At 68.2% G+C, this 16824-nt stretch carries 13 protein-coding genes; 5 read left to right on the top strand and 8 right to left on the bottom strand.

All coding sequences use genetic code 11. The features are described from left to right. Position 1: 1 nt before the first annotated feature. The 5 genes from AC6JAC_RS20185 to AC6JAC_RS20165 all read right to left on the bottom strand — a co-directional run bounded on the left by AC6JAC_RS20185 (position 2) and on the right by AC6JAC_RS20165 (position 5369). A complete protein-coding gene (locus AC6JAC_RS20185) occupies positions 2-802 on the bottom strand; it encodes a sugar phosphate isomerase/epimerase family protein (RefSeq protein ID WP_497966345.1) in 801 nt (266 codons plus the stop codon). Then, positions 799-1635 carry a triose-phosphate isomerase family protein gene (locus tag AC6JAC_RS20180; RefSeq protein ID WP_028270687.1) on the bottom strand — a complete coding sequence of 279 codons (837 nt, stop codon included), beginning with the start codon at positions 1633-1635 and terminating at the stop codon, positions 799-801. The genes AC6JAC_RS20185 and AC6JAC_RS20180 overlap by 4 nt, the downstream gene beginning before the upstream one ends. Then, positions 1619-2089, bottom strand: a complete 471-nt coding sequence (locus AC6JAC_RS20175; RefSeq protein ID WP_028270688.1) for a ribose-5-phosphate isomerase — start codon at positions 2087-2089, stop codon at positions 1619-1621. The genes AC6JAC_RS20180 and AC6JAC_RS20175 overlap by 17 nt, the downstream gene beginning before the upstream one ends. Next, on the bottom strand, positions 2086-3855 hold the full coding sequence (locus AC6JAC_RS20170; protein WP_497966342.1) for a dihydroxyacetone kinase family protein: 1770 nt from the start codon (positions 3853-3855) through the stop codon (positions 2086-2088). Before AC6JAC_RS20170 ends, AC6JAC_RS20175 begins: the two co-directional genes overlap by 4 nt. A 149-nt stretch (positions 3856-4004) precedes the next feature. Continuing rightward, a complete protein-coding gene (locus AC6JAC_RS20165) occupies positions 4005-5369 on the bottom strand; it encodes an MFS transporter (protein WP_347895893.1) in 1365 nt (454 codons plus the stop codon). 210 nt (positions 5370-5579) lie between these two features. Between AC6JAC_RS20165 and AC6JAC_RS20160 the strand changes: the two genes are divergently transcribed. Then, entirely contained in the window at positions 5580-6323 is a 744-nt protein-coding gene (locus AC6JAC_RS20160; protein WP_347895891.1) for a FadR/GntR family transcriptional regulator, read from the top strand. 145 nt (positions 6324-6468) lie between these two features. After that, positions 6469-8535: a D-apionate lactonase family protein gene (locus AC6JAC_RS20155; protein ID WP_497966340.1), complete on the top strand. Its 2067-nt coding sequence runs from the start codon at positions 6469-6471 to the stop codon at positions 8533-8535. Between the two features lie 15 nt (positions 8536-8550). Here AC6JAC_RS20155 and hutG read toward each other — a convergent pair whose 3' ends face one another. Together hutG and AC6JAC_RS20145 are read right to left on the bottom strand one after the other, a co-directional pair. Then, positions 8551-9537 carry a formimidoylglutamase gene (gene hutG, locus AC6JAC_RS20150; protein WP_497966338.1) on the bottom strand — a complete coding sequence of 329 codons (987 nt, stop codon included), beginning with the start codon at positions 9535-9537 and terminating at the stop codon, positions 8551-8553. Positions 9538-9635: 98 nt separating this feature from the next. Next, a complete protein-coding gene (locus tag AC6JAC_RS20145; RefSeq protein ID WP_497966336.1) occupies positions 9636-11078 on the bottom strand; it encodes an NCS2 family permease in 1443 nt (480 codons plus the stop codon). 112 nt (positions 11079-11190) lie between these two features. Between AC6JAC_RS20145 and AC6JAC_RS20140 the strand changes: the two genes are divergently transcribed. Continuing rightward, positions 11191-11874 carry a copper resistance CopC family protein gene (locus AC6JAC_RS20140; protein ID WP_497966334.1) on the top strand — a complete coding sequence of 228 codons (684 nt, stop codon included), beginning with the start codon at positions 11191-11193 and terminating at the stop codon, positions 11872-11874. Here AC6JAC_RS20140 and AC6JAC_RS20135 read toward each other — a convergent pair. After that, positions 11871-12503, bottom strand: a complete 633-nt coding sequence (locus tag AC6JAC_RS20135) for an NAD(P)-binding protein (RefSeq protein ID WP_043438289.1) — start codon at positions 12501-12503, stop codon at positions 11871-11873. The genes AC6JAC_RS20140 and AC6JAC_RS20135 overlap by 4 nt on opposite strands. A gap of 473 nt (positions 12504-12976) precedes the next feature. Between AC6JAC_RS20135 and AC6JAC_RS20130 the strand changes: the two genes are divergently transcribed. Together AC6JAC_RS20130 and AC6JAC_RS20125 are read left to right on the top strand one after the other, a co-directional pair. Further along, the gene (locus AC6JAC_RS20130) at positions 12977-14008 is read left to right on the top strand and encodes a universal stress protein (RefSeq protein ID WP_497966332.1); all 1032 of its coding nucleotides are present in this window, start codon (positions 12977-12979) and stop codon (positions 14006-14008) included. Between the two features lie 140 nt (positions 14009-14148). Next, a complete protein-coding gene (locus AC6JAC_RS20125; protein WP_497966893.1) occupies positions 14149-16800 on the top strand; it encodes a PEP/pyruvate-binding domain-containing protein in 2652 nt (883 codons plus the stop codon). Positions 16801-16824: the final 24 nt, after the last annotated feature.

Raw genomic sequence — 16824 nt, 5'->3', positions numbered from 1 at the left:
TTCACTTGCTCCTTAGGAAATCGATGCTTTGCTGGGTCCACTGGTTTTCGAGGCGGATGGTGTCCGCCTCGGTGTCCTGCCACGGCAGCCAGTGTTCGACGATCTGGTTGATGTTTCTTTCTTTGGGCTGAAGCTTCCCGGCCATGTAGTCATAGTCGAGAAGGCCTTCGCCGAGGGGAGCGCCGGAGTACGTGAACCCGACCCACCCCTCCTTGCGGCTGAACGCAAAGTCTTTGATGTGCATGTTGAGGACGTAGGGCGCGACGGCGTCAATCACCTCGCGCGGCATCTCCAGCGCCGCGACCGTGTTGGCCGGATCGCTGCAGATGCCCAGGGACGGGCTGTCCACTCCGCGGATGACGTCCAGGATCCGGGAGGTGGGGACCTGTTCGTAGGTTTCCACCGCGATCCTCACCCCGGCTGCTTCGAATTCAGGCAGGACTTCCTTGAAGATCGCCACCGCTTCCTCCGCCGTCGGGGTGTGGCCCGGGACGTTGAACATGGTGCGCAGCAGGGGCGAGCCCAGGATGCCGGCGATGTGCAGGAATTTCCGCAGGTGCTCCGGGCGGATGCCCTTGGTGCCGAGCTCCAGCGCTATCCCCAGCGAGTCCGCGGTGGCGCGGACGGCTTCCAGTTCCGTGTCCGTCATGGCTTCCAGCGGGGCGTAGTCGCAGATCTGGAAGAGGTCCACGCCCAGGGCGGCGGTCCGTTCCAGTGCCTGGTGGATGCTGAGCGGTTCGGACACCTGGTCCGAGAGTTGCCAGAAGAACGCGTAGCTGCTCAGGCCAATTCGTGAGCTCACGCGGCCACCTTCTTCGCGGCCAGCCGTGCGGCGGTCTCGTCAAGGATGGTCTTGAGTGCCTGGGGGTCGTGGGCAAACCGGCCCAGGAACAGGCCGGCGACGGCGGTGTCCAGTTCCGTGATCAGGCCGGGGCCGGCGCTGCCGCCGTAGATCACCCGGCTGTCCGCCTGGCCGGGCAGTGCCCGGAGGTGTGCGTCCAGGCCGGTGATGACGGCACTGATGTACTGCGGTGACGCCGGTTCGGGGGCGCCGATGGCCCACTGCGGCTCGTATGCCACGATGGTGCGTCCGGCCGGTCCCAGGGACTGTGCGCGGTTCAGGGCGGCATCGATCTCGGCGCTGCACTGGGCGATGGCTTCTTCCGGTGACCCGGCGTTGAGTTCGCCGACGCACAGGATTGGCGTGAGGCCGTTGCGGTAGGCTGCGGCGGTCTTGAGCCCGATGACTCGGTCGTCCTCGCCAAAGATCCGGCGGCGTTCGGCATGGCCCACCTCGGCGTAGCGGCCACCGAGTTCGGCCACCGTCGTGCCGCCGACCTCGCCGGTGAACGCGCCTTCGTCTTCCCAGAAGATGTCCTGGGCTCCGGCGGCGGCGCCGGCCGCACCCAGGATGCGGGCCGCTTCGGGCAGCACCGGCAGGGTGGGCAGCACGAACAGTTCGATGTCGCCGCTCTGGACCGCCGGGTGGGCGAACGCGATGGTGGCCACGTCGCGGCAGTAGTCGACCGAGCGCTGGTAGCCGAAGTACATCTTCAGGCTGACGCCGATGATGGCCTTCGCCTGCGGCGCTGTGTCTCCGGCGCGGGCCGAAGCATTCTTAGCAGGAAGTGACACCTTCATAGTCCTTAATCAGGGTGACTTTTTCGGCCGAGGCGGAGGTCTCGTCGAAGGTGTAGGTGAGCCATTCGCGGGCAAGCCGGCGGGCGAGTTCAAGGCCGACGACGCGCTGGCCGAAGGTGAGGACCTGGGCGTTGTTGCTCAGGACGGAGCGTTCCACGGAGAAGCTGTCGTGCGCGGTGACGGCCCGGACGCCGGGGACCTTGTTCGCGGCGATGGCCACACCGAGCCCGGTGCCGCAGACCAGCAGGGCACGGTCGGCCTTGCCGGCGGCGATGAGTTCGGCGGCGGCGATGGCCACGGACGGGTAGGGGGTGTGGCTGGTGGCGTCCACCCCGACGTCGGTCACGGATTCGACCAGCTCGGAGGCCTCCAGGTCAGCCTTCAGGGCTTCCTTGTATTCGAATCCGGCGTCGTCGGCCCCTATGACCAGGCGCAGTTTGGCGCTCATGCGTTCTCCTTGACTGTGTTGTTGCTGAGGGTGTTCTCGGTAAGCGTGTTGTGGATGGCGCGGACGATCAGCGCCATGGACACCGCTCCGGCGTCCGGCGTGCCGAGGCTCTTCTCGGCGTGCGGGCGGGCGCGGCCCATGAGGGGCAGCAGCTGCGCGGTGTCTTCGGCGGCCTGCTGCGCAACGGTGGCGGCGGCGCCCCAGGCCTCGGTGAGGGACTTGCCGGCGTTGACACCGGCAGTGAGGGCGTCGCGGAACGGGACCAGGACGTCCACCAGGGTCTTGTCCCCGGGCTTGGCCTTGCCGAAGTCCATGATCGCGAACGCGGCACCGGCTACTCCGGCAGCGACAGCACCGGCGTCAGGCGCTTGCGTGTCGCCCACGGCGTCACCAACCGCGCGGAGGGCCATGCCCCAGAGCGCACCGGACGTCCCGCCGGCCTTGTCGGCCCAGGCGTCCGCGGCGAAGTGCAGGGTGGTGGCCGCCCCGGCACCGCGGGCGACGGCGTCACGAGCGGCGTCGACGGCGGCGCGGACGCCGCGTTCCATGCCGATGCCGTGGTCGCCGTCGCCGGCGATCGCATCAATCCGGCCCAGTTCGTCGGCATTGGCGTCCACCACGTTCTTGGCGGCGCCGAGCGCTGCGAGGACCCGGACGGCGCCGGCGCGGGACTCCGCCGTCGCTTCCGGGATGGTCTGTTCGACGTCGGCCGGTTCGGCGTCGTCGGAAGCGTCCAGAGCGGCGGCCGTTACGGCTCCGCGGCGGAAGGCGGGAGCATCGGCGGGGGCGTTCCAGAGGGTCTCGAGTTCGTCGTCGAGCCAGAACAGTGTCAGGGAGGTGCCGGCCATGTCGAAGCTGGTCACGAGCTCGCCCACCTGCGGGTCCACGGCTTCCAGGCCGGCCTCGGCCAGCAGCTGGGCCACGCGGCGGTAGACCACGAACAGCTCTTCGTATTTGACGCTGCCCAGGCCGTTGAGGATCGGAACCACACGGCGGGGGGTGCCTCCGTCGAATCCTTCGAGTCCTTCCGGGACTTCGGTGAGGAGCTTGGCCACCAGCAGTTCGGCGAGCTGGTCCGCCGTCGGGATGTCCGTTTCACCGATGCCGGGTTCGCCGTGGATGCCCATGCCCACGGCCATCCGGCCCTCGGGGACGGAGAACAGCGGGTGGTCGGCGCCCGGCAGGGTGCAGCCGGTGAAGGCGACGCCGAAGGAACGGGTGCGGTCATTGGCGCGCTCGGCGATGGCGACGACGTCGTCCATGGAGTAGCCGGCCTCGGCGGCTGCGGCAGCCACCTTGAAAACGGTCAGATCCCCGGCGATGCCGCGGCGCTTGGTGCGCTCGGTGAGCGGGGCGGAAGAAACGTCGTCGGTGACGGCGATGCTGCGGCAGTCGATGCCTTCCTTGCGGAGGCGGTCCTGGGCCTGGTTGAAGTGCAGGACATCCCCGGCGTAGTTGCCGTAACCCAGCAGCACGCCGGCGCCGTTGCTGGACGCTTTCGCCACGTTGTAGACCTGCTGCGCGGAGGGGGAAGCGAAGAGGTTGCCCATCGCGGCGCCGTGCGCCAGGCCCTGCCCCACCAGGCCGGCGAACGCCGGGTAGTGGCCGGAGCCGCCGCCGATCACCAGCGCCACCGTTTCCGGGGTGCTCCTGGTGTTGCGGACAACGCCGCCGGAGACACGCTTCACCCAGCGGCCGTGGGAGGCTACGAAGCCTTCGATCATCTCGTCAGCGAAAGCTGCTGGTTCATTGAACAGGCGGGTCATGGGAAGCTCCTGGGCCTAACTAAGGAAGTCGTTCGGGGTGGGGCGGATTGGATTGGCGGGTTGGAGCGGGGGCGTCCCCGGGCAAGGGGGACGCCCCCGGGCTTGTTGCGGCCCGGCTGTGACGGCGCGGGCTGTTGCGGCTCGGGCTGTTACGGCTCGGAGTGGTGTCCGGCGCCCGCCGGGTCCAGCGCCTCAGCCGGGACGCCTTCGCTGACCTTGCCGGAGCGGCTCAACGTCACCATGAGGATGGAGGACAGGAGCATGAAGCCGCCGACGACGAACATCGGCACCGTGTACCCTCCGGTGAGGTCCTTGAGCCAGCCGGTGACGTACCCGGCGCTGAAGCCGGCCAGGTTGCCTACCGTGTTGATCAGGGCGATGCCTGCAGCCGCTGCTGCGCCGGTGAGGAACTGGGTGGGCACCGTCCAGAAGTTGGGCAGGGCGGCGAAGATGGACATGGCCGTGATGGTGATGACGGCGATGGTGGCCGCCGGGGAGCCGGCGAACAGGGCCAGCGGGATGCTCAGGCCGCCAATGAGGGCGGGGAGGGCGATGTGCCAGGTCTTGACGCCGCGCCTGGTGGCGTCCTTGGACCAGAAGTACAGTGCGAACGCAGCGGGCAGGTACGGAATTGCGGTGATCAGGCCCTTCTGGAAGACGTCGAACTTGGTGCCGTAGATGCCTTCGAAGCCCGCGATGATGGTGGGCAGGAAGAAGCCGAGGGCGTACAGGCCGTAGATGAAGCCGAAGTAGATCGCGGAGAGCATCCAGACCCGGCCGTTGCCGAAGACGGTGCGGACGCTGACGTGCTTGTTGCTGGCTGCGGTTTCCTGCTTTTCCTTCTCCAGGGCGCCGGTCAGCCAGGTCTTTTCCTCCAGGGTCAGCCACTTGGCCTTGGCGGGGGAGTCGGCCAGGTAGAACCATGCGATGACGCCGACGATGATGGCGGGGATGGCCACGCCGAAGAACATGACGCGCCAGCCGGCGAGTCCGAAGAGTCCGTGCTGCTGGATGAGCAGGCCGGCCAGCGGGGCACCGATCACGGTGGTGAGCGGCTGAGCCAAGTAGAACAGGGCCAGGATCTTGCTGCGGTGCCGGGACGGAACCCACAGGCTCAGGAACAGGATGGCGCCGGGGAAGAAGCCGGCCTCGGCAACACCCAGGATGAAGCGGAGGATGTAGAGCTGTTCCACGTTGCCCACCCAGGTGAACAGCAGGGAGACGATGCCCCAGCTGACCATGATGCGGGCAAGCCAGCGGCGGGCGCCGAACTTGTGCAGGGCCAGGTTGCTGGGGACTTCCAGCAGGATGTAGCCAATGAAGAAAACGCCGGAGGCGAAACCGAACTGCGCCGCCGAGAGGGCCAGGTCGCCGTTCATGCCGTTGGGGCCGGCGAAGGAGATGGCCGTCCGGTCAAGGTAGTTGATGAAGAACATCAGGGCGACGAACGGCACCAGCCGGATTGCCACTTTCCTGATTGCAGATTTTTCGACCACCGATTGTGTGGTGTCCACGTTGACTCCTAGATGTTGATGTCCCGGCCGCATCCTGCGCTGGAGGCGTGGGGCTGGTTTCGAGGCTTAGCGTCGGGGGGCCTATCAAGTGGGGCTAGGCCTGTGACTTCCACCATAAGGCCAACAAGGTAAATTGGTCAACCGGTTGACTGATTCAATTTTGAAGTCGGGATGCCATGCCTGCCCGCGTGTGGTTGCTACGCTGTGAGTGTGTCCGCAAACTCCGCCGCCTCGACGGCCAAAATCAGTGCCGCGCTTGGTTCCATGGGGCAGGGTTCTGTCGTCTCTGAGGTCGCCGAGAGGCTGATGGCCTACTTCACCAGCGGAGACATCGCCGCCGGGACCCGCCTTCCCGCCGAACGCCAGCTGGCCGCCTCGCTCGGAGTGGGGCGCTCGGCCGTGCGCGAAGCACTGGCCGCACTGGAAATTTTGGGCATCGTCATTGTCCGACCCGGCTCGGGAACGTACCTGCGCGACGGCGTTTCGGAGCTCCTGCCCCGGACCCTCAGCTGGGGGCTCATGCTGGGCGAGCCCAGGACCCGTGAGCTCATCGAACTCCGCAGCGGCCTTGAGGTGCAGGCCGGCCAGCTCGCCGCGGCCCGGATTACCGACGAGTCCCTGGCGCGAATGCGGGCCAACCTCGACTCGATGGAGCAGAACCTGGGCAACCTGGCGGCATTCGTGGAAGCCGACGCCGCCTTCCACAAGGAAATTGCCACCAGCTCCGGAAACCAGGTGCTGCAGGAGCTCCTCCAGAGCATCCGCTCACTGCTGCGGATCTGGGTTGACCGCGCCCTCACGGACGAAGGGCACGCCGCCGCAGCGCTCGCGGAGCACCGGGCCATTTTTACGGCCCTCGAAAAGCGCGACGCCGCCGCAGTGACCGAGGCCATGGCTTCGCACATGGGTACCGCTTCCCGCCGCCTGCTGGCCGGGTACGACGCCGCGCAGTAGGTAGCCGGTAGGGCGGCCAGCAGCCACATAACAGGCGTTGACGGACGGCCATTGAGCCTCCGGGCCTCTTCCGATATGGTCAAATCCACAGGACCGGCCCGGGGTCAGCTGGGCGCAGTCACCAGCCACCAGAGAGCAGCTTCCCGTGTCTACTGAGCCCTCCGCAGCCCTGCACCCCGCAACACCGTCCAATGCAGCACCGTCCGCCTCAGTATCGTCCGCCGTGGCGGGTTCCGATTCCCGCCCCGCACTCGAGCGGCGGCTCGATCCGCAGATCAGGAAGCTCGCCGTGGGCGTCTGGACGGCGGAGCTGATCGGGGACGAGCTGGCGAACATCAGCTACGGCGGCCGGCCGGTACTCCGTGCCATCAAAGCGGTGGTGCGGGACCACGAATGGCGCACCTTTGCGCCGTCGGTGCGGGACATCGAGGAACTGAAGGACGACGACGGCATCAGCCTCCGCATCCACGTTGACTACGCTGCCCCCGGCACTGCGGCAGATGGCACTGCGGCGCCCGGTACTGCCGCAGATGGAACGGAACCCCCGGCCTACGAAGGCATGCTGATGCTGCGGGTCACCCCGGCCATCGTTGATGTGTCCTTCTCCGGCCGGGCGAAAGCGGCGTTCCGCCGCAACCGGATCGGCCTGGTGGTCCTGCATCCCACCAGCGAAGCCGGGCGGGACGTCAGCGTGGTGTCGCCGGACGGCAATGTCACCAGCGGGGCCTTCCCCACAGACATCAGGCCGGACCTGGTGTTCACGGACATCTCCTCGCTGGAATGGGCCGACGCCGGAACCGCCTTCGACCTTGGCTTCTCCGGAGACATCTTCGAAACCGAGGACCAGCGGAACTGGAGCGACGGTTCCTTCAAGACCTACAGCACCCCCTCGGCGCTGCCCACCCCGGTGGACGTTGCCGTGGGGGACACCGTGAAGCAGTCGGTCAGCATCGAAGCCCTGAGCATCGAGACGCCGGACAACCCCGCCCGCGAAAGCCAGGAGCAGGCGGCCTTTGCCGTGGGCGTGCCGGTGGGAACCGTTCCGGCTCTGGCGTTGTCCGTGGACTCGGTGGATGCTGACTCGACGGCTTCCGCCCCGGCAGGCGCCGGCTCAGCGGAAGGCCCCACGCTGCCGGGCCTCGACGCCGTCCTGGTGGAACTGTACGAACCCCGGGAAGCCTGGCTTGCCAAGCTTGCCGCCGCAGCCCGGGAGGCGGACCGCCACGGAGCCGCCCTGGACGTGCGGGTGGTGTCGGACTCGGCCGACGGCGTCGCGGAAGCACTCAGCAGCGCCCTGGGCGGGTCGCTCTCCCGGATCGTCCGGCTGGGACTCTTCCACCCCGAAACGCAGTGCACCGATCCGGCAGCGTTTGACGCACTGAAGGCTTCGCTCAACGACGCCGGTTTCAGTGGACAGCTGCTGGCCGGAACCCGCTCGCATTTCACCGAACTCAACCGCTGGATTGCCGGAAACAGCGCCGGAAGCGGCAACGTCAGCCCCGTTCCAAAGGACGCCGACGCCCTGACCTTCAGCCTTGCCCCGCAGGTGCACAGCACCGAAATCCCGCACATCGTGGAGACCGTTCCGGTGCAGCGTCTTGCCGCCGCCAGCGCCCACAAGCTGGGGGAAGGGCGGCCTGTCCACGTCGGACCCATCACGCTCAAGCCCCGGCTTCATGCTCCGGACCAGCGTGCGGAAGGCGACGAGCTCCAGGACCACAGCTTCACCGCGGCCTGGACGTTGGCCAGCCTCCACGCCCTGACGGTGGACGGCGTGGCTTCCGTGACGTACTTCGAGGCAGGACCGCCGCGTGGCGTCACGGCCGCGGACGGGGCCCTTAACCCCGCAGGGGAGCTGCTGCAGAGGCTCGCGGCGTGCAAGGGTGATCCGGTTCTGGCCGCTGATCCCGTGCAGTCGCAACGGCGGGCCGGCAAGAGCCCCGTGACGGTCTACCCGGTCCAGTCGGACGGCGGCCTGCAGCTGTTCCTGGGCAACCTCAGCCCCCGCGAGTCCACAGCACGCGTCACGCTGCCGCAGGGGACCGGTGGCAGTGCCGCTCCGGGGGCGGCAGAGGTGACGGTCATCGGTGCCGCTGCGGGCTCCCGGGCTGAGGCCTCCCGCACGGAGGCATCCTCAGCGGACGACGGCGACGGCGACCTGACGGTAACGCTGGGACCGTGGGCCACCGCCGTCGTCACCTTCCGTGCCTGACGGCAGGCGGCAGGCCTAGCCCAGCAGGGTGTTGACCAGCCGCGCGGCCACCTTGGCCGTGCGCTGGTCGATGTCGAACTTCGGGTTCAGTTCGGCCACGTCCAGGTGGAGCAGTTTCCCGCTGGCAGCCACCTGGCGGCACACTGCGCTGATCACCGGCAGCGGGACCCCGTAGGCGGCCGGCGCGCTGACCCCCGGGGCCACGGCGGCGGGCAGCACGTCCAGGTCGATGGTCAGGTAGAGCACGTCCACGGTGTCCAGGAAGTCGGCCACGAACTGCCGGGTTGCCTCGGCCGTGCAGTCCTCGTCGAGAAGGTACTTCACACCCAGCCGTTCAGCGGTCTTGAAAAGCATCCGGGTGTTGTTGGGCTCCGAGATTCCGACGACGGCGTAGTTCAGTTTTCGTTCGGCGGCTTCCTCGGCCCTGGCCATCTGCAGGAAGGGTGTGCCGGAGGACGGCTCGGGGGCGTCGCGGAGGTCGAAGTGGGCGTCCAGGTTCAGCACGCCCAGCCGCTGCCCGCTGCGGACGGCGTCGGAACCGGCTACGCCAAGGTAGCTGGCGAACGCGGTCTCGTGGCCGCCGCCCAGCAGCACGGTGAGGTTTCCGGCGTCGAGCATTTCCGCAACGGCCAGCCCGGCGCGGGCCTGCCCGGCCTCCAGCGCACCGTCCCTGACGGTCACATCACCGGCGTCGAACACCTCGCGGGGGAGGTGGAACGCGAGCGGCCCCAGCGCGGCCCGGATGGCGGCAGGGGCCGCGGCTGCGCCCACCCTGCCCTTGTTGCGAACCACTCCGGCGTCGCTGCTGAATCCGAGAATGACGGCGGGACGGTGGCCAGGCTCCGGCGTGCCGGTCTGCAGGTGTTCCGGCAGCGGAGCAACAGGACCGTGGCGGTAAGGCTGGACGGCCTGCCACCAGCGGCGGTGCTCAGCGCCGTCGCCATCGAACCGGCCCCGCCAGGTGAGCGGCGGATTATCGACTGTGAGGACTGTGTGCGGCATACTCCAAGCTCACCGCAGCGGAGCCCCGAAAACCAGCCCCGCCGCCGTCGGACTGTCGCAAATCCCGGACAGTGCCATCTGGGCGGGCGAAAACCGGACTACAGGACGCCCAGCGCCTGCTCGATGGGGCCGATGCCGAAGAACAGCAGGAACGCGGCGGCCACGGCCCACATCAGCGGGTGGACGTCGCGGGCCCGGCCCTTGAACGTGCGGATCAGCACGTAGGCGATGAAGCCGGCGCCCAGGCCGTTCGCGATCGAGTAGGTGAACGGCATCAGCGTGAACGTGAGGAACGCGGGAATCGCGATGCCCCAGTCCTGCCAGTCGATCTTGCCCACCTGGGCCACCATCATGAAGCCCACCACCACGAGGGCGGGGGCCACAGCCTCGAACGGGACCAGGTTGATCAGCGGCGTGAAAAACATGGCCACCAGGAACAGCAGCCCCGTGACGATCGAGGCCAGGCCGGTGCGTGCGCCCTCACCGATGCCGGCGCCGGATTCCACGTAGATCTGGTTGGAGGAGACGGATGCGCCGCCGCCCACGATCGCGCCGAGCGCGTCGACCTGCAGGACGCGGTCCACGTCGGGGATGTTGCCGTCCTTGTCCACTGTGCCGGCCTCGTTGGCCAGGCCCACCATGGTGCCCATGGCGTCGAAGAAGATGCTGAGCAGGATCACGAAGGCCAGCAGCGTTGCGGCCACGAAGCCGAGGTGCTCGAACGCGCCGAGGGGGTTGGCCTTGCCGATCAGGGACAGGTCCGGCGCGGCCCACTCGGTGAACTTCGGTGCCACCAGCGACCAGCCCTGCGGGTTGACGTTCTTGCCGTCGAAGCTGGGGCCGATGTGCAGGGTGAATTCCAGGATGACGGCCAGGATGGTGGAGGCGATGATGCCGATCAGGATGGCGCCCTTGACCTTGCGGACCAGCAGGCCGATGGTCAGGATGAGCCCGAAGACGAACACCACTGTGGGCCAGCCCAGGAGCTTGCCGTCGAAGCCCAGCCCCACCGGGACCGTGGTGCCCGCGGCGTCCGGGATGCGGCGCACGAACCCGGCGTTGACCAGGCCGATCAGGGCGATGAACAGGCCGATGCCCACTACGATGGCCGTCTTGAGGCCGTCCGGGACAGCCTTGAATACGGCGGTGCGGAAGCCGGTGAGGACCAGGATCAGCATGGTGATGCCGGAAAGGACCACCAGCCCCATCATGTCCGGCCAGGTCAGGCCCGGGTTCGTTGCCACCGTGACCGCCACGAAGGCGTTGACGCCCAGCCCGGTGGCCATGGCGAACGGGTGCTTGGCCCAGGCGCCCATGAGGATGGTCAGGATGCCCGCGGCAAAGGCCGTGACCGCCGCGACGGCCGGGAAGCCCAGGACTGCGCCGCTGGAGTCGGGTCCGGAGAGGATCAGGGGGTTCAGCACCACGATGTAGCTCATGGCAAAGAAGGTGGCAAAGCCTCCGCGGATCTCGCGGGAGAAGTTTGACCCCCGCTCGGATATCTTGAAGTACCGGTCCAGTGCAGAGCCCTGCTTAAGCATTAGTCCTCCGGGGAGAGTGTTGGGGATAAGTTGAATCCTAGTAGGTTGGCGGGTTGCCGGCCCGCGATTTCGCCTAGTCTGTAAGGAAGCCAACACACAGGAGTATCCCCGCATGCGTTCCATCCGCCACCTGCTGAGCGCCCTTATCGGGGCACTGTTTTTCGCGGCCGCCGTGCTGTCCGCAGCGGCACCCGCCTCTGCCCACGATGCCGCGGAGTCCAGCAGCCCGGCCCAAGGGGCCACGGTTGCCACTCCGCCGGAGAAGGTTTCGGTGACCTTCAACAAGGACCCGCTGGCCCTCGGCTCGCAGATCCAGGTGAAGGATGCGGCAGGCGTGAACTGGGCGGAGGGTCCGGTGGAGATCGTGGACAACGTGGCGTCGCAGAAGCTCCGCGCCGGCGCCCCGGCCGGGAAGTTCACCGTGGTGTGGCGCGTGGTCAGTTCCGATTCGCACCCTATTGAGGGCACGTTCAGCTTCACGGCCACCGCCGCAGCGGCGGGCTCCGGCTCTGCCAGTCCGGCGCCGGGCAGCTCGGCGCCCGGCAGTTCGGCGCCCGGCAGTTCGACGGCGGGTCAGGTCCCCTCGGCGGGAACCGCACAGCCCGGCACCACCCCCACGGGTCCGGAGCCCGCCCCGGACGCGTCGGAGCCGTTCCCCTGGAGCCTGGTGGTGTTCGCCGGGACCGCCCTGGGCATCCTTGTGGCGCTCGGCGTGCTGGCGAAGCGCAACCTCAAGAACAATGACGGCGACACCTCCACGGCCGGCGACAGTTCCGAGGATGCCGACGCCCGCTAAGCCGGAGACGGCAGCGCGGCGAAGCTTCCCGTGAGCACTGACGGAACGCTGTCCGGGTAGACCTTGGCGGAAATCGCCTGTCCCACAACCTTGGCCTGGCGGAGTACTTCCTTGGGTGTCGGCGTGATGAGTTCCCCGACGCCCACGAGGTATATACCGATGGCCCGCATGGCGGCGGCCAGGCTCTGCCCCAGGGCCAGCCCAAAGTCGGCGAGCATGCGGCGCAGCTGGCTGTGTGCACCGCGGGTCAGGACAATGTGGTGCGCCAGCAGGATGCCCTCGGGCGTGTGCACTGCCCACTGGTGCATGGGCGGCTGGGAGAGTCCGGTGCCCAGCAGGTTCAGCTGGACGGCACGGGTGTTGTTGCGGATGTCCAGGTTGTGGCTGCTGGCGTAGTTCCTCAGGTGCCGGAGGATTTCGTTCCGTTCCTGCATGGTGGCTGAATTCGGCGCGTCACAGCGGGGCAGTGACACGGTATTGGCGGACTGGATTCCGCCCAGGGTTTCGAGCGCATCCACGGTGATGGAGTCCACGCCGCGCCGCCGGAGCTCGCTGGCAATTGCCAGGCCCGGAAGCCCTGAGCCGATGATCACCGTGGTGGTCTGCTCGGTTCCACCATAAATTGGCATGCTCGACACTGCTCGTTCCTCCTCGAATGGTTCGCTGTGCAGGTCTGGTTCCCCTGCACTCTCCGTAACCCCCAAAGTCCGGCTGCCGCGCATGAAGCTGGAAATGTGTTCTGAAACACGTATCTCAGATTCGCAACGCCTCGACATTACAGAACTTTTGGAGCTCTGGATAGCCCTTGCCGGACATTGGCTAACCCAACAATCTCATACTTGTAATTCGGCTCATCGGAGGTGGGATCTTTATGTTTCAGTGCTGTAAAAACTGGTAGCTGGCTCAGGTGTCCGGAGCCTCTCCGGACGCCTCCGGCTGCCTGACGGAGGGCCGCTTGCTTAGCGTTCTGCAACCGAGAATAGTGGTCTAAAAGAGGGAATATTCGGCCAGAATCCGGCCTTGGCGCCCGGTTCACCCGGCGGACGGCCACTTCTGGCAGAATAGCGGCAACATCAGGCAGTATCGCGAGGAGGCGGACCCCATGGGCCGAGATCAGGTGCACCCGTCAAGGGATGACGACGGCGGTTCTGCCGCCCCCGAGGGGATCGTTGTGGGTGTGGACGGCTCCGACCATAGCCAGTGTGCCCTCGTCTGGGCCGCACGCGAAGCTGAGCGCCGCCGCCGCCCCCTGCACATCGTGACCGCATACTCCGTGCCGATCTTCGCGGCGTCCGGCCTGGACGGCGGCTATGCCACTGTTGACGATTCGGTGATCCGCGAGGGCGCCGAGGCCATCCTCAAGCAGGCATTGGATAAGGTGGCCCCGTACGACATCGACGTTGACGCGTCCGTGGAAAACGGCGACGCCTCCGGAGTGCTGCTGGAGATGTCCGAGTCCGCCGAACTGCTGGTGTTCGGCACCCGCGGCCGGGGCGGCTTCGTGGGCAGGCTGCTCGGATCCGTCAGCAGCGCCCTGCCGGCGCACGCCAAGTGCCCCACGGTCACCGTGCCGCTGATCTGCGCGGACCGCCTGGGCGAGACCACGGATGACAAACACGTCAAAGCCGAGCGGGCCAAATCCGGCAACCAGCCGGTGGAGCACGTTGTGGTGGTGGGCGTCGACGGTTCCGAACAGGCCCGCGTCGCCGTCCTGGAGGCCGCAGACCAGGCCGTGCGACTTGGTGCCCCGCTCCGCGTTGTGTGCGCCGTGCCGCAGTACAGCGGCTCGCTGGCATGGGTCCCCGCTCCGATGGACAGGGAAGCGTTGTTCGCGGACATCAGGGTGCAGCTCGAGGCCGGCGTGGCGTGGCTGAAGAGCCATTACCCCAAGCTGACTGTGGAGACGCAGCTCGTGGACGGTTCCCCGGTCGAGGTCCTGGTGGAAGCCAGCCGGCACGTGGAACTGGTGGTCGTGGGAACCCGCGGCCGTGGCGGTTTCACCGGAATGCTGCTGGGGTCGACGTCGGACGGCATCCTTCACCATGCCAAGGGGCCGGTGCTGGTGGTTCCTGACCGGGACGACCCGCGGCTCGCCGACCGCGCCAGCTTCGGGCCCATGCTCGGAGCGGCGTAACCGCCCTTCCGACTCTCCAACGGCCGGGCGTACACGCCAGGCCGGGCGAACACACCAGGAGGCCAACGGTGACCCAGAGCAGCACTCAGGACGTTTCCGCGGACGGCCTTGTGCTGGGGCTGGAGCTCATCAACGCCGGAATGCTGGCCCGTGTGGGCGGCAAGGCGGCCAACCTGGGCGAAACCATGGGTGCCGGGCTCCCCGTGCCGCCCGGCTTCTGCCTGACCACGGAGGCGTACCGGCGGGCCGTGGGCCCCGCTGGACTTGAAGGCGTGCACGCCGCACTCGCCGCCACCGGGACAGACGACCTCGCGGGCCTGGCCACGCTGGCGGCCCGGGCACGCGGGCTCATCCTCGCCGTGGACGTTCCGCCGGAGATAGCCGACGCCGTCAGGGAGTCCTACGCCGCGCTGGGCACTAACGTTCCGGTGGCTGTGAGGTCGTCCGCGACGGCCGAGGACCTGCCGCTGGCGAGCTTCGCCGGGCAGCAGGACACGTATTTGAATGTGGTGGGCGCTGACTCCGTTCTGGACGCCGTCCGGAAGTGCTGGGCGTCGCTGTGGACGGACCGGGCAGTGACCTATCGGGCCACCCACGGGATCAGCCCGTCTACTGTGGCGTTGGCGGTGGTGGTCCAGAGCATGGTGGACGCCGAGGTGGCGGGTGTCTTGTTCACGGCGAACCCGGTGACGGGCCGGCGGCTTGAGGCCGTGATCGATGCCAGTCCCGGGCTGGGCGAAGCGGTGGTTTCGGGAGCCGTTAATCCGGACCACTTCGTGGTGGACACGGCCACCAAGGAGATCCTGGAACGGCGGGAGGGGGATAAGGGGCTCGCCATCAGGCCGCTCGCCGGAGGGGGTACCGAGCGGATCAACCTTGTCCCGGATTCCGTCCCTTCCCTCAGCGATGGCCAGATCCGGGAACTGGCCGCCCTGGGCAGCAGGGTGGAGAGGCACTACGGGGCGCCGCAGGACATCGAATGGGCCATCGACGCCGCGGACAAGCTCTTCCTGGTGCAGTCCCGGCCCATCACCACGCTGTATCCCCTGCCGGATCCGCGCCCCGACCTGCGGGTGCCCGAGGGGGCTCGCGTCTTCCTGTGCTTCAGCCTTGCCCAGGGGCTGACCCGTCCGCTGACCCCGATGGGGATGGCCGGCTTCCGGATGATCGCGTCCTCGGTGGCCCGTGCGGCCGGCTTCGACGTGCCCGAGCCGCGCAACGGCCCGGCCCCGTTCCGGCAGGCTGGGCAGCGCCTCTTCGTCGACCTCACCCCGGTGGTCCGCAGCAGCGTGGGCCGCGCCATTGTGCCCCGTGTTTTCGACATTATGGAAGCCAGATCCGCCACGGTACTCCGCCGGCTGTTCGCTGACCCGAGGTTCTCGGTCACGCTCAGGTCGCCGTGGCCGCTCCTCCGGCACGTAGTTCCGCTGGCGGCGAAGGCCAGGGTTCCGGAGTCGTTCCTCCGGGCGCTCCTTCGACCGGAAGCGGCGCTTCAGCGTGTGGATAGATTCGGCGCGCGGTTCCGGGGCGGCCTCGTGGTCCCGGACACGGCCACGCCGGCGGAACGGCTGGAGCAGGCCGAACGCATCCTGGGCGAGAGGCTCTTCCACATCGTTCCGGCGGTAATGCCGCTGCCCGCTCTGGGGTTCGCGCTGCTGGCGGTCGCCGGGAAGCTGGCGGGGCAGGGCTCCGAGTCCGGTGCCCTGCAGGGCGTCCTCCGGGGCCTCCCCAACAACGTGACCACGGAAATGGACCTTGCCCTCTGGCAGTTGGCCACGGACATCCGCTCCCACCCGGGGGCCGCCGCCGTTTTTGAGGGGGCCTCTCCGGCTGAACTGGCGCGGCGGTACCGCTCCGGCGGGCTTCCCGCCGTCGTGCAGTCCGGGCTGGCGGGCTTCCTGGCACGGTACGGCCACCGCGCCGTGGCGGAAATCGACCTCGGCATGCCCCGCTGGTCGGACGACCCCGCGCACATCCTGGGAGTCCTGGCGAACTATCTCAAACTCGACGATCCGGCACTGGCCCCGGACCGGCAGTTCGCCAACGCCGCCCGCGAGGCAGAGGCCCAGATCGAGAGGCTAACAGCGATCGCGGGGAGCAAAGGCGGTCCGGCCGGCAGGCTGCGGGCCCGCATGGTGCGTGGTGCGCTGACGCGGACCCGTCTGTTCGCCGGACTGCGCGAACTGCCGAAATACCACATTGTCGAAGGCCTGGCTTCGGTGCGGAAACAGCTGACGGCGGTGGGGGAGGCGCTCGCCGCGGCAGGCAGCATCGCCGAGGCCGACGACATCTTTTTCCTCGACTTCGCCGAGGCGCACCGGGGCCTTGCAGGGGAGTCGCTGCGGGGAATCGTGGCGGAGCGCCGCGAGGCCTACGACGCCGAAATGGGCCGCCGTCGCATTCCCCGGGTGCTGCTTTCGGACGGAACGGAACCCGAAGCGCTGCACGGCACCGGCGCCGGCACGGCGGCCGGGGTCCTGTCCGGCACACCGGCGTCGGCCGGAACCGTCACGGCCCGGGCGCGCGTCATCCTGGACCCGCAGGGCGCCGCGTTGGAACCCGGTGAGATCCTGGTGGCCCCGTCAACGGATCCGGGGTGGACGCCATTGTTCCTCACCGCCGGCGGGCTTGTGATGGAAATGGGCGGGCCCAATTCCCACGGCGCGGTCGTCGCCCGTGAGTACGGAATTCCCGCCGTCGTGGGCGTCCCGGACGCAACCTCCGCCATCAGCACCGGGCAGCTGATAACGCTCGACGGCGGGGCCGGCACGGTCGCGCCGGCAGCGGGCTGAGCCGCCCCGGCAAGCTCACGACGG

This window comes from Arthrobacter sp. KUASC02 (assembly GCF_059739395.1).
The sequence above is the reverse complement of the archived record's forward strand: the minus strand, read 5'-3'. Positions and strand labels throughout refer to the sequence as shown.

Bases quoted from the DNA above. Each gene is read 5' to 3' on its own strand.
- AC6JAC_RS20175 (WP_028270688.1), bottom strand. From the start codon at position 2,089: ATGAGCGCCAAACTGCGCCTGGTCATAGGGGCCGACGACGCCGGATTC.
- AC6JAC_RS20145 (WP_497966336.1), bottom strand. From the start codon at position 11,078: ATGCTTAAGCAGGGCTCTGCACTGGACCGGTACTTCAAGATATCCGAG.
- AC6JAC_RS20125 (WP_497966893.1), top strand. From the start codon at position 14,149: ATGCTGGCCCGTGTGGGCGGCAAGGCGGCCAACCTGGGCGAAACCATG.
- AC6JAC_RS20130 (WP_497966332.1), top strand. From the start codon at position 12,977: ATGGGCCGAGATCAGGTGCACCCGTCAAGGGATGACGACGGCGGTTCT.
- hutG (WP_497966338.1), bottom strand. From the start codon at position 9,537: ATGCCGCACACAGTCCTCACAGTCGATAATCCGCCGCTCACCTGGCGG.
- AC6JAC_RS20170 (WP_497966342.1), bottom strand. From the start codon at position 3,855: ATGACCCGCCTGTTCAATGAACCAGCAGCTTTCGCTGACGAGATGATC.
- AC6JAC_RS20140 (WP_497966334.1), top strand. From the start codon at position 11,191: ATGCGTTCCATCCGCCACCTGCTGAGCGCCCTTATCGGGGCACTGTTT.
- AC6JAC_RS20135 (WP_043438289.1), bottom strand. From the start codon at position 12,503: ATGCCAATTTATGGTGGAACCGAGCAGACCACCACGGTGATCATCGGC.